Here is a 12,800-nt window from a genome sequence, read left to right as displayed (position 1 = left end):
CGTTCACGCGTCCGCCTCGTGGGTGAGGCAGACCGACCGGAATCTGGTCATGGATCGGGAAGACGCGGGCTGCGGGGCACGGTTCTTGATCCGCGATCGTGACGGCAAGGAACCAACGTCTGTGCGCAATCCTGAACGAGTATGAGCATGCCTGCTTGACCTGCACGGATAGAGTTTTCGGCATAACGCGCGGCGCTGCGTTGATTGTTCGGCCTCGACCGCATCCGTGCCCTAGCGCTTGGCCACCGTCTTCGGCATTTCTGTGAGGCACCGCCCAGATCGCAGCACGGCCCGAGCCGCCTTGTCGAGAAGGTGCAGGGCTCCCAGAACCGCGTCGATGAGAGATCATGTGAGCCGAGACCCTCGTTACGAAGGTGAACAATCCGTGAGCGAGAGGTGAATGGCATGGAGTTGGCCGGTCGGTACCGCCTGGAGCGCAAGCTCGGCTCGGGGACCTCCGGCGAGGTCTGGAAAGCCGAGGATCGGCTGCACAACCGGCCGGTGGCGATCAAACTCCTCAGATCGGATACCGCGGTTTCCAACCCGGTTCTGCTGGCCAGGTTCGAAAAAGAAGCACGCATCGGCGCCACGGTCGAGCACCCGGGCATCGCCAGGGTCGGTGATTTCGGTGAATACGGCGGCCGCTGGTACCTGGTCATGGAATTCCTGCACGGTCACAACCTGCAGGACGAGATCGGCAATCATCCCAAGGGACTCCCTCTGACGGGCCTGCCCGCCCTGGGCGCTCACCTCGCCGACGCGCTGGCGGCAGCCCACGCCCACGGCATCATCCACCGCGATCTCAAGCCCGCCAACATCATGATCCCCGGCCCCGGGCAGGCCCCGAAGATCTGCGATTTCGGCATCGCCCACCTGGCCGAAGCCGCCACCCTCAACACCCTCACCGGACAGGTCGCCGGCACACCCGCCTACATGGCCCCCGAACAATGGCTCGGCAACCCCATCGACGCGCGCACCGACCTCTATGCTCTGGGCAGCACCCTCTACACCCTCGCAACCGGTACGCCACCCTTCACAGGATCCCTGCTGGCCATCAAAGCCAAGCATCTGGACACGCCACCGCCACCGCCCCGCACAGCCCGCTGTGACCTTCCGGCCGAACTGAACGACCTCATTCTCCACCTGCTGGCCAAAGACCCCGCCGACCGGCCCACCGGCGCCGCCCAGGTCGCCGAATACCTACTCGGGTTACACGCGCCCACCACCGCCCCCCTCAAGCACCACCGCACCAGAACACGCACATCTAGCGTCCCAACCCCGGCGACCTCCTTCCGCACGGATCACCCTGACCCGAACGCTCACCCCCCGGACCCGGCACCGCCCTACACACCGTCCCACCCAAGTCGGTCCACCCGCCGCACCCTGCTGCGCTACCTCGGCGCCACCGCCGTGCTCGCTCCCACCGCTTATCTGCTCAACAGCCCTCCACTCAACTCGCCAAAGAACCGCCCCTCACCAGACTCGCCCCAGATCCGTCCCGAACTAAGCGCGTCTCAGATCGGGCAACCTCTCACCGGCCACAAAGGGCCCCTCGACTCGGTGGCGTTCAGCCCCGACGGCACGACCCTCGCCTCCTGCAGCATGGACGGCACCATCCGGCTCTGGGACGTGACCGAGCGAACCCAGATCACCCAACTCCGCAGACCTCTCCCCGACAATGACCCGAATGCCGCGTTCGTGGTGTTCAGCCCGGACGGCACGACCCTCGCCTCCGACAGCGGCGGCGATATGGCTTCGGTCCGGTTGTGGAATGTGGCCGACTGGAAACAGATCGGCCGACTGGACGCCTTGGGCGCCAGGTCCGCGGCGTTCAGCCCGGACGGCACCATCCTCGCCACGGCCGACGCCACCGGCTGGATCACCCTGTGGAGGATGGCCGACCGAACCACTATCGGCCAACTCCACCACGACGTCGGCGGGATGCAGATTCCCATGGCCTTCCGCCCGGATGGCACCACCTTGGCTTCCGGTGGCCTTGACGGCACCGTCCGGCTGTGGAGCGTGGCCGACAAAGCCCAGATCGGCGAACTCCGTTCCGGTGAGCTCGCCCCCGGGCCGGTCTTCACCCTAGCGTTCAGCGCCGACGGCACCACCCTGGCCTCCGGCGGTCAAAACCCTCTCATCCGGCTGTGGAGCGTGGGCCGCCGAACCCAGATCGGCCGGCCTCTCACCGGCCACTACGATGACGTCCTTGCCCTAGGTTTCAGCCCGGACGGCACCACCCTCGCCTCCGCCAGCCTCGACGGCACCATCCGGCTGTGGAGCGTCGCCGACCGGAGGCAGATCAGCAAGCCCATCACCGGCCACGGCCCCGTCTCCAGCGTGGTGTTCAGCCCGGATGGCACAATCCTCGCCTCCGGTGGCAACGACTGGACGATCCGGCTATGGCGGCTGTCGGCTCCTCCCCGACCGCCGGCCCCACGGTGAGAGGCCCGGCGGCGCGGCGAACCGCGAGAGCCTGGCATGCCGATCTGCGCGGACCCGGCCCGCCTGAAGAACGCCTTGGCCGGCGATAGTTCCGAATCACGCCTGGCCGCCGAGATCATCTTTGGTCAGGAGATCGGTCCGTGGTCCGCAGCACAGGCCACGTGGGCAGGGTCGAAGGGGCTGGGAGCACCAATGGCCTCCAGATGCCGAAGCCCGGCCCACACTTCTTCGCCAGCGCCCAGGCCGCCTCGGCTGCACCGACTGCTGCTGCTGACCTCACGCCACGGGCTCCAAGCACTCAGAGAGCGTATGGGCGCTGACCCGCCGACGCCGCTGACCCTCCGTGACCATAACCACGATGACCAACAGATCGCCGGGTTCCCATGACCGACCGGGGTAGAGATCGACAACGACCAGGTCGGCCGCCAGGCGGGTGACCGTCGGGCAGTTGTCGCGGCGCGCCGGGGTGCCGAGCAGAACGCTGCGTGAGTACACCGACCTCGTGTTGGACTCCCATGTGCAAGACCCCGCGCACCCCATCCAGCAGACCGGGGAAAGAGCGGCCCCGTCGCCCGGCTACACCACCGCCCGCACGCCACTGCCGCAGCTCCGCTACCAGCGCGCTTGCGGTACGATCGCGGCGCGTCGCCGGGCGCGTCCAGTCCGCGGGGAAGGGATCATCCCACCGGTAGCTGAGCCGCAGGTATCCGACGGACCTCGGCCCGCTGGCGCGGACGCGGGTTGCCGGAGGTTCGCCATGTCACAGCTACCTGCCCGCCCGTCCCTGGAGCACCTGCGCAAGCAGGCCAAGAAGCGCAAGCGGAAGCGCGCCATCGCGCTGAGCCGGGCGCAGCACGAGATCGCCCGCGAGTACGGCTTCGCCAGCTGGCCGAAACTGGTTCATCACGTCCAGGCCACCACGCTGGACGGGATCGAGCGCGCGCTCGTGCTCGCCGACGCCTCGGCGCTGGCCGCCCTGCTCCGCGACGACCCCGCGGCAGCGACCACACAGGTCGGTGGGCTGGTGCCGCTGCTGGTGCTGCTGCGCAGGTCGGTCGGGGCGCCCGCGGACGTACGAGGGTGCGCGCGGCTGCTGCTGGAGGGGGGCGCCGATCCGGACAGCCACACCACCGAGTGGGGCGGTCAGGGGCGGATGTCCGCGCTGTTCGCCGCCGTCGAGCGCGACGACCTGAGGCTCGCCCGGCTGCTCGTCGAGTGCGGCGCCACCAAAGATGAGGACGCCTTTTACCACGCGTGTGAACAGTCGGACACCGCGTTTCTGGACCTTCTCGTCCAGCCCGGCTTCGAACGTCTGGTCGTGCACAAGCTGGACTTCGAGGACGCCGCCGGCCTGCGGTGGTTCCTTGACCGCGGCGCCGACGTCAACGCCTGCTGCTGTCTGCACCACGCGATCGTCCGCGGCCGTGGGTCGACCATCATCACCATGCTGCTGGACGTCGGCGCCGACGTGAATCAGCCTTGGGACCGCTGGGACGTCGGCCGCCGCCCGCTCGCGCTGGCCGCGCGCAGTGGTCACCTGGCCGCCTACGATCTCCTCGCCGCCCGCGGCGCCACCGCTGATCTCGATCCCGTTGAGGCCGCGGTGCTCGCCGTGGCCCGCGGCGAATCGGTCCGCCTGCCCGCCGCGGCGCCACCGGCCAAGGGCCTCCCGGCCGGCGACGACCAGGGCTGGCTCCTGGGCCAGTTCGCCGCCCTGGGCAGGACCGACGTCGTCCAGGCGTTGCTGGAGGCCGGCATGCAGGTCGACACCCGCGGCTGGAGCAACTTCACCCCGCTGGAGCAGGCAGCCATGCACGGCCGCGCACAAACCGTCCGGCTGCTCATCGAGCGCGGAGCGGACCGGCATGACTGCGCGTTCGACGAGGACGGACCCACCCCCCTCGACTGCGCGATATGGGGACTGCGCAACAACCGCGCTGACGACGGCGACTACCCGGGAACCATCGAGACGCTGCTCGCAGCCGACGCCCCCACCAACCACCAGCCACCCACAGGCGACCCGGAGGTCGACGCCCTCCTGGCCGCCCACACGCCCTAACGAGCGGCGCCCCGCTCACCCGCCATCGCCCCGAACACCCGCCATCAGCAGGGTGATCACCTTCGTAGGACCAAGATTGGTCCCCGGTTGTTTTCGGCAGGTCAAGTGGGCTTCTAGGTTGATGTCGCGTGGGCTGGTGAAGTCTTGTGCGGTGCACTTGGGCACCGTTTGTGCCAGCCGAGTGCCAGCACGACCCCACGCTCCTGGAATCGTCGATCAGGTCGGAGCGCCACCACCGCCGCGGCGTGCTGGCAGGACCCGGCGTGCTCCTCCGGGCTGGCCCAGGTAGTCGCTCATCATGGACTCCGGTAGGTCAATCGCGCAGGAGCTCGGGCATTGTGAGGGCCAGAGTCGGGTCGACTCCGGAACTGCACTGTGGCATCCGCCGGATCCTGCAGTCGCCAGGTCGTTGGACTCTCGACCAGCACAGCTCACTCCCGGATACCTGCACCAGCGTGCCCACAAAGGGCGACGTCGTCCCGGCCGCAGTCGCCGCAGCCCGGTCGCCGGACCTCCTCATTCCCTAGCCCGGCCAGGACGTGCGTCAGCCGCACCAGGATCAACGGGCAGCGCATCACCGGAGGACAGCGCATCGGGGAATTCGTCCAGATGCTTGCTGAGCCGGCCGAACGGCAAGGTCCTCACTGCGCCGGCCTGCCAGGGCCGCCAACCGCACCACTTTGCGGCGGCCCACCTCATCGACACGGCACGACGCGTCGTCGTTCTCGGCCCGGACCGCGAGTTCGAGAACGGCCTCTCCGCCCTCATCCGAAGACTTGGCCCACCCCTGGAGCCGCGACGGTGACGGCCTGCGTGCGGGAGAAGTCCTCAAATAATTTCGAAGGCGGTGTCGGATCGGGTCAGTCGTGTTCGTGGAAGTGGTGAAGCCGCCCAACGGAGGCGGCGCAAGAAGAGGGAGTAGCACCATGAGCACCACCTTCACTGTCGACTTCTTCTGCAGCCTCGACGGCTACGGCATGGCCAGAGGCTGGCCCGGGTACTGGGGGAAGGAAGGCCCTGAGCTCATCGAGGACCGGGTGCGCACCTTCGCGCAGGACCAGGTGCTCGTCTTCGGCGCGACGACGTTCCGGCAGTTCCGCAAGTTCGTGGTCGAGTACGACGAGCCCTACTACGAAAGCCTGAACGCGCTGCCGAAGATCGTGTTCTCCAGCACGCTCGAAGACCCGCTCGGGTGGCAGAACTCGACGGCTCTCAACGAGGACGCAGTGACGGCGGTCGAGCGCCTGAAGCGCACCACGGACGTCCCGATGCGTTCGCACGGCAGCATCTCGCTGAACCGCGCCCTGCTCGCCGCCGGTCTCGTCGACCGACTCGAAGTCATCATGTTTCCCGTCATCTCGGGTCGCGCCGGCGAAGCGGCGCTCTTCCACGACGGGGCGGAGTTCGACCTGGAGCTCATCGAGTCGACCGTGCTCGACGGTCGCACGCACAAGCTCGTGTACACCCCGCACCCTCACGGCGAGATCCCCGAGGGTGTCGGGCCAAAGCTCCGAAACGCGGGCTAGGCGTGGCGGGGCAGGGTCGGGAGAGGATTTGAGCATGCAGTATCTGGTCAACGTCATCGGCAGCCGCAACAACTCGGGCACCGCCGAGGAGGCGGTCGCGACGGACGCGTCGAACGACAGGCTCCGCGACGGTGGCCACGGGGTGTTCGCCGCTGGCCTGGCCGACCCGGCCATCTCGACCGTGGTCGACGGCCGCGGGGACGAGCCGGTCGCCACCGACGGCCCGGATCATGCGCTCGACCCTCGAGTCGCGCGTCGACTCCAAGGCGTGACGATCCAGGTCTTCCGACCGGCCGGGATGCCCGCAGCATGCGCCGACTGAAGCACCTGCCCGGTAGACCACACTGTCTTGAAACCGACAGGAGATGATCTCCAGATGCAGTACCTGATTTCCGTGATCCACGACCAGGCCAGCCTCGCCACTCCGGATGAGCAGGCTGCGATCGACGTGTTCAACGACCGGCTCCAGGCCGAGGGCCACTGGGTCTTCGCCGGCGGCCTCGCCTCGCCCGACACCGCCACCGTCATCGACAACCGGGGTGGAGAGGCGCTGGTCACCGACGGACCCTTCGTGGAGTCCAAGGAATACCTCGCCGGCTTCTGGATCATCGAGGCCCCCGACCTCGACGTGGCGCTCAGGCTGGCCGCCGAAGGGTCGAAGGCCTGCAACCGGAAGATCGAGGTGCGGCCGTTCCGGTGAGCGACATCGAGGAGGCGATCATCCGGGCCCACCACGCGGAGTGGGTGCGGGTGGTCGCCTCCCTGACCAGGCGCTTCGGCGACCTCGACCTCGCCGAGGAGGCGGCGGCCGAGGCGTTCGCGGCCGCCGTCGAGCGGTGGCCGGACGACGGCGTGCCCCCCAACCCCGGCGCCTGGCTGACCACCACCGCCAACCGCAAGGCCATCGACCGGATCCGGCGCGAGAGCAAGCGCGACGGCAAGCACAAGGAGGCCCGGGTGCTGTACGACCACGACCCGCCCGAGCCTTTCGGCGCCATCGACGACGACCGGCTCCGGCTGATCTTCACCTGCTGTCACCCGGCGCTGGGGATCCAGGCCAGAGTGGCGCTGACGCTGCGCATGATCGCCGGTCTGACCGTCCCCGAGATCGCCCGCGCGTTCCTGGTGGCCGAGACCGCCATGGAACAGCGGATCACCCGCGCGAAAGCCAAGATCAAGGCCGCTCGCATCCCCTACCGGGTGCCGTCCGCCGAGGACCTGCCGGCACGCGTCTCCGGCGTGCTTGCCGTCCTCTACCTCGTCTTCAACGAGGGCTACCTGGCCACCGGCCCCGACACCGATCCGGTACGTCCCGGCCTGACCGCCGAGGCGATCCGGCTCACCCGCCTGATCCGCGGCCTCCTGCCGGACGATGGTGAGGTGGCCGGCCTGCTGGCGCTGATGCTCCTCACCGAGGCCCGCCGCACCGCCCGGGTCTCGACCGACGGCGAACTGGTCACCCTGGCCGAGCAGGATCGCGGGGCCTGGGACGCGGTCCTGATCGCCGAGGGCCACCGGCTGGTACGCCAGCGCCTGGCCGCTGCCGCCGCCGGGTCGGCTCCGGGCCGCTACCAGATCCTCGCCGCGATCAACGCCGTGCACACCTCCGCCCGCGACGTCCGCGACACCGACTGGACGCAGGTCCTCGCTCTCTACGACCAGCTCGTCGCACTCGACCCCTCGCCGATCATCGCCCTCAACCGGGCCGTCGCGGTCGCCGAACTCGACGGCCCGCAAGTGGCACTGGCAGCCGTCGACCACCTGGAGGACCAGCTGGCCGACTATCATGCCTACCACGCCACCCGAGCCGACCTGCTGCGCCGGCTGGGCCACAGTCACGAGTCGCGCGCGGCCTACGACAAAGCCATCAACCTGGCGGGCAACACCGCCGAGATCGCCTACCTGACACGCCGCCGCGACCAGCTGCGGTAGCCGCGATCCCGATCGAACCCGCGCGCGAAGCGGCGGCCGGGTCCCGGGGCGCCCTGCCGGCGCATTCCGCAACCTGTCGGGCCAGCGACAGGTCTCGCTTCGTCCGAACTTCGAAAACCCGGACCGGTCCTCCCCGCGGACCTGCTGGCGCATCGGAGCAGAGACCGGCGGTATCGCGAACCCGGACCGCGCACTAGCGCCAACGGCTGCTTGGTTGCTCCTCCAGATCGACACGTGTTCGGTGCTCTCAGCCGTGAGCTCCGAGCGGTCCCAGTCCGCCCAGCGATACTTCAGGCTCATCCCGACGATGCGCGCCATGAGGTCCATCTCGGCCGGCCAGGCATACCGGAAGGGAATACGGCGGAACCGCCCCGTCCCGTCTGCTGACACGGTGACGTGGTTCGACGTGAACTCCTGCGTGACGACGTCGTACTGGTCGAACCCGACGTAGCCGACGTAGCCGCCGTCGGCGCCGGGCGCCACCGTGAACGGGACGGTGTCCTGCCCTGGCGGTAGGCGACGCAGGTCCGGCAGCCCCACCTCGACGAGGAACAGCCCGCCCCGCCGCAGGTGGGCGGCCGCATCGCGGAAGACGTTGACCTGCCCGTCCTGTGTTGTCACGTTGCTGATGGTGTTGAACACCAGATAGACCAGCGAGAACTGACCGGCTACCCGAGTCGTCGTCATATCGCCGATCGTGACCTCGACTGCGTCGCCGCCCGGCTTGCTCGCGATTCGCGCTGTCATTGCCCGGCTCAGCTCGATGCCGCTCACCGGCACGCCGCGAGCGGCCAGCGGCCCGGCGATCCGCCCGGTCCCGACGGCGAACTCGAGTACCGGGCCGTCGGCCCTCATGTCAGTCCCGGCCAGTGAGAGGTGCACCTGCCCGAGGAACCCCACCATGGCGGCTACCGCCGGTCGGGCAGGGAACATGGCTTTCAAGATCAACACGCTGACTTGACAGGGAACACCATCGCCTCCAGCACCGCCGACGCCGCATCGAGATGGACGACCCCGTCCGGCCGGCCGAAGGCCGTCGAGGTGCCCAACCGGGCGTTCGAGACCATGATCCACGCCTTCAACGCCCACCGGCCCGAGCGCGACCCCGTCCACCCGGTCGCCGCTCCCATGACGCACGCCGCCGGGACACTCGTCTTCCCCGTCCTCGCCGCCGGCGGGCGCAACATCGTGCACGACGGCGCCGCGCCCGGCGAGATCCTCGAATCGATCGAGCGGAACGCGGTGACCCGCCTCTTCCTGCCGCCCACCGCGATCTACGCGCTGCTGGACCACCCGGACGCGCCGCGCCGCGACCTGTCGAGCCTGCGCTACTTCGTGTACGGGGCGGCACCGATGTCGGTCGCCAAGCGGAGGATAGCGGAGCTCAGATCCCCGGACTAATGCCGAGTCCCGGCATCCAGCCGCATTCACCGGTTAGCGGCCAGCGTCGCTGCGAGGCCTTCTTGCAGGTCTTTGACGAAATACTCGGGAACCTCCAGCGACGGGAAATGTCCCCCGGTTTCGGGCGAACTCCATCGGACGATCTGTCGGTACCGCTCCTGTGCCCAGGGGCGCGGACACTTCTCGATGTCGCGGGGATACATTGTGATCGCTGCCGGGACGTCAACCCGAAGTTCGGGGTCCAGCGAGTTGTGGCTTTCGTAGTAAATGCGAGCCGACGATGCACCGGACCGCGTCAGCCAATACAGGGTGACGTCGTCAAGAATGCGGTCGCTGGAAATCGTCTCGAACGGGCTGTCTTCGGTATCTGACCACTCAGCGAACTTGTCAAGGATCCAGGCGAGAAGCCCGACCGGTGAGTCGACGAGCGAGTAGCCGATGGTCTGCGGTCGGGTCGCCTGCTGCTTCGCGTACGCCCCGTGGGGGCCCTCATAGAACTCGCGGGTTTCCTCAGTCCACTTGCGCTCGACCGCCGTCAGCCCGTCCGTTGTCAACCCGGGCGGTCCCTCCGCGAACGTTGTGTGGATACCGAGAATGTGCGCCGGGAACCTGCCGCCGAGAACCGTGGTGATATTACCTCCCCAGTCGCCGCCGTGGGCCGCGAACTGGCTGTAGCCGAGCCTTTCCATCAGTTCCACCCATGCGGCCGCGATCTTTTCGGTTCCCCACCCGGTAGTGGCCGGCTTGTCGCTGTAACCAAAGCCTGGCAGCGATGGAACCACGACGTGGAACGCCGGCGCGTCCGCAGCTTTCGGATCTGCCAGCTCGTCCACTACATCGATGAACTCGGCAATGCTGCCTGGCCAGCCGTGCGTCAAGATCAGAGGAGTAGCATCTGCGCGCGCGGATCGGCGGTGCAGGAAGTGGATTCCCAGATCATCAATGGTCGTGCGGAACTGGCCGATCCGGTTGAGGCGCTCTTCGAACGACCGCCAGTTATACCCGGTGCGCCAGTAGTTCACGACATCGACGAGGTCGGCGAGCGGGACGCCCTGTTCCCATCGGCGAGGGTCAGGCGCGGCGCGATAGACCGTCTCGGCCTCCGGTAGCCGCGCCGCGGCTAGTCGCGCGCGCAGATCGTCGAGGTCAGCGTCAGTTGCGTGTGCTTCAAATACTTGCACGTCGCTGGCTGGACGGGGCATGAGACCTCCTGGCCATCGCGGAACCGGCCATGACCTCCGGTGAACCGGCGAAGACGGTTCACCGGACGTCTTCATGTCAGCGTACAAACCCAGCTCCCGGTCTTTCATGGAGGTCGCCGGGCTGGGGCGTTATCCGCGAGCAGGCCCGGGGTGCACTGGCGGGCATGGCGGGGATGGCCGCGAGCCAGGTGATCAGGTCGGCGAGGGGTTCGGGAAGACCGGCGGCGCCGTCGGCCAGCACGACGGTGACATTGGATGCCCCGGCGGACGTTGGATGGCCCGGCCTGGGTGAGATCGTTCTGGGCGCGGTCAACGAGGTCCTGGTCGACGTCCACGGTCCACACGTGGCCGCCAGGTGCGACGAGCCGGCCGAGGAGGGCCGCGTCGTAGCCGGTGGCCGCCTCCGCTTCGAGGATCTTGTGGCCGGGACCGGCGCCCAGTTGCTCCAATTGGGTGGCCACGCTCGAGGGCGCGGAGATGCAGGAGATCATCTCGCCCGCCTCGTCGCGCTTGATGGGGATGGCGTCTTCGATATACGCGGTCGGCACTTCGATGCCGGGCAGGAAGGGGTGGCGCTCGGTATCCCGGAAGGCGGCGAGGGCCTTCGGGCTGCGCGCCTCCCGTCCCTCGTGCTGTACTCACCGACGTAGTTGGCGTCCACTTCAAGCCATGCGTTATCCATGCATTGGACGGCGAACCGTCCTGGCGGCGCTCTACCCTCGGATCGCTATTGCCAAGGAGGCGTTACCATGCTGGCCAAACTGCTGCACGCGTTCTTCAAGGGCCTGTTCGCCGTCGTCATGGCCCTGATGCCGACGTCGGTTCCCGCCGTCGCCACCCTCGTGGCCGTCGGCTCGACCGTGGCCATCACAGCTGGCTGTGCAGCCGGGGACGATGACGACGGCGGCGATGACGAAGACAATGACGGCGGCGATGACGACTGATCGTCCGCGCCGCGTCGTGCTGCCCACCGGCGTTTGGCTGTCGGCGCTGGGCCTGACGGCGGCTTGTCGTGGGAGAAGGGGGCGGCCCGCCCTCGACGCGAGGTCGCTCGGAACCGTGTGATGCTACCGAGGTCAAGTGGACGTGGGCGGTGGCCGCCTACCGCGATGCGGCGCTATTCAACAAGGTGATCATGTGCCGGTCGGCTTCGGAGCGGGTCAGGTTGACGGCCTCGGCGGTCGTCGGCCGTCCCTGTGCGTCGGTGCGGAACTCCGCGCCGGATGTGGACGCGGTGTCTAGGAAGTGTCCACGATCTGGGGCCGTGTCATCTGGCCGTCCAGCATCTCGATCTCCACGACGACCGAGAACGGAGTCCTGGCCGGCGGGCGGAGGCCGGCCAACTGGCCAACCCCGTCCTTGGTAACCATCCTGGCAGCGGCCAGGCTCCCCAACGTGCCGCATCCGGCCAGGACGATGACGCGCCGACCAGCGCGAAAGGGACTGGGCAGCAGGCTGATGACGGCGAAGTCGCGCGTGGTCTTGGCGTGGACGACCTGCTGGGCGAAGACCCGATCGTCAGAGACCCTGATCATGTCGGCCCGGTCCGGGTAGAGGCGGAATCTGTAGGGCAGAGCGACTTGACGGTCGAGCTCCTTGTACAGCTCGTTCGCATTGGGGCCGCCGATGACTACCAGGTCGCTTGATGCGTCCCGGCATCGGGAGAAGTTCTTGGCCCGGATGATCCGGACCGTGCGCACACCCAAGACCTTCCGCAGGTACTCGGACACGAGCATCGCGGCCATCGCATCGCCCTCGTAGAGGGTCGGTAACGGGGTGTCGTGACCCGGCCCATCGGGCTGGACGATCACAACCTCGTCGGGTCTGCGCAGCCGCCACACGCGCCGGGCCGGACCGATGGACCGCCGCCGCTGGTAGAGGCCCTTGGCCGCAGCACCGGCCAGGAAGGCCAGCAGCGAGGACAACAGGTTGATCACCAGTGCCGAAGTCATGGCCGCCTCTTCATCGGATGCGCCACCCGGCCCCCACCGGATCGTCAATCGTTTCGAGGGACTGAAGACATCCGCGGTTCCATCGCGCCCCCCAAAACACGCCACCGAACGGGCTGCGGGCGGCGGTGAGCTGCCCTGGGTTGTGTGAAGTCCGTGATGTGCCCCGAGTTACGTGGTGTCGGTTTACCGGAATCTCATGCCGGCTGTCGGGTGGGGTAGATCCTCTCGTACTCGATCGGGGTGAGCATCCCCAGGGCACTGTGGCGGCGTCGGCGGTTGT

Annotated in this window: 11 protein-coding genes and 1 pseudogene; 8 read left to right on the top strand and 4 right to left on the bottom strand. The window is 68.2% G+C overall.

Annotated features, from left to right (window positions below):
• Nucleotides 1-405: 405 nt before the first annotated feature.
• The 6 genes from E1287_RS25450 to E1287_RS25425 all read left to right on the top strand — a co-directional run bounded on the left by E1287_RS25450 (nt 406) and on the right by E1287_RS25425 (nt 7,965).
• A complete protein-coding gene (locus tag E1287_RS25450) occupies nt 406-2,448 on the top strand; it encodes a serine/threonine-protein kinase (RefSeq protein WP_131967577.1) in 2,043 nt (680 codons plus the stop codon).
• A 757-nt stretch (nt 2,449-3,205) separates the two neighbouring features.
• Nucleotides 3,206-4,507 carry an ankyrin repeat domain-containing protein gene (locus E1287_RS25445; protein WP_207934451.1) on the top strand — a complete coding sequence of 434 codons (1,302 nt, stop codon included), beginning with the start codon at nt 3,206-3,208 and terminating at the stop codon, nt 4,505-4,507.
• Nucleotides 4,508-5,433: 926 nt separating this feature from the next.
• Complete coding sequence (locus tag E1287_RS25440; RefSeq protein ID WP_131967576.1) at nt 5,434-6,033, top strand: dihydrofolate reductase family protein; 600 nt, start codon at nt 5,434-5,436, stop codon at nt 6,031-6,033.
• A 34-nt stretch (nt 6,034-6,067) separates the two neighbouring features.
• Nucleotides 6,068-6,355, top strand: coding sequence for a hypothetical protein (locus E1287_RS25435; protein WP_207934450.1), 288 nt, complete (start codon nt 6,068-6,070; stop codon nt 6,353-6,355).
• A 54-nt stretch (nt 6,356-6,409) separates the two neighbouring features.
• Nucleotides 6,410-6,733 (top strand): YciI family protein, encoded by a 324-nt coding sequence (locus E1287_RS25430; RefSeq protein ID WP_131967575.1) that lies wholly within the window; start codon nt 6,410-6,412, stop codon nt 6,731-6,733.
• Nucleotides 6,730-7,965: a sigma-70 family RNA polymerase sigma factor gene (locus E1287_RS25425; protein ID WP_131967574.1), complete on the top strand. Its 1,236-nt coding sequence runs from the start codon at nt 6,730-6,732 to the stop codon at nt 7,963-7,965. The genes E1287_RS25430 and E1287_RS25425 overlap by 4 nt, the downstream gene beginning before the upstream one ends.
• Before the next feature lie 606 nt (nt 7,966-8,571).
• On the opposite strand, the pseudogene E1287_RS45810 reads toward E1287_RS25425, so the two are convergent.
• A pseudogene (locus tag E1287_RS45810) lies at nt 8,572-8,820 on the bottom strand (class I SAM-dependent methyltransferase); the annotation flags it as partial.
• 102 nt (nt 8,821-8,922) lie between these two features.
• Between E1287_RS45810 and E1287_RS25415 the strand changes: the two are divergent.
• Nucleotides 8,923-9,366, top strand: coding sequence for an AMP-binding protein (locus E1287_RS25415; RefSeq protein WP_131967573.1), 444 nt, complete (start codon nt 8,923-8,925; stop codon nt 9,364-9,366).
• 26 nt (nt 9,367-9,392) lie between these two features.
• Here E1287_RS25415 and E1287_RS25410 read toward each other — a convergent pair whose 3' ends face one another.
• Together E1287_RS25410 and E1287_RS25405 are read right to left on the bottom strand one after the other, a co-directional pair.
• Nucleotides 9,393-10,568, bottom strand: coding sequence for an epoxide hydrolase family protein (locus E1287_RS25410; RefSeq protein ID WP_131967572.1), 1,176 nt, complete (start codon nt 10,566-10,568; stop codon nt 9,393-9,395).
• A 104-nt stretch (nt 10,569-10,672) separates the two neighbouring features.
• A complete protein-coding gene (locus tag E1287_RS25405) occupies nt 10,673-11,131 on the bottom strand; it encodes a hypothetical protein (protein WP_347813983.1) in 459 nt (152 codons plus the stop codon).
• Between the two features lie 186 nt (nt 11,132-11,317).
• Here E1287_RS25405 and E1287_RS25400 point away from each other — a divergent pair, with 186 nt between their 5' ends.
• Entirely contained in the window at nt 11,318-11,512 is a 195-nt protein-coding gene (locus E1287_RS25400) for a hypothetical protein (protein ID WP_131967571.1), read from the top strand.
• A 294-nt stretch (nt 11,513-11,806) separates the two neighbouring features.
• Here the strand turns inward: E1287_RS25400 and E1287_RS25395 are convergent, their stop codons facing one another.
• Nucleotides 11,807-12,568: a hypothetical protein gene (locus tag E1287_RS25395; RefSeq protein ID WP_131967570.1), complete on the bottom strand. Its 762-nt coding sequence runs from the start codon at nt 12,566-12,568 to the stop codon at nt 11,807-11,809.
• Nucleotides 12,569-12,800: the final 232 nt, after the last annotated feature.

The organism is Actinomadura sp. KC06 (assembly GCF_004348735.1).
In the GTDB taxonomy this organism is placed as follows: Bacteria; Actinomycetota; Actinomycetes; order Streptosporangiales; family Streptosporangiaceae; genus Spirillospora.
This window is presented reverse-complemented; position numbering and strand designations above follow the sequence as displayed.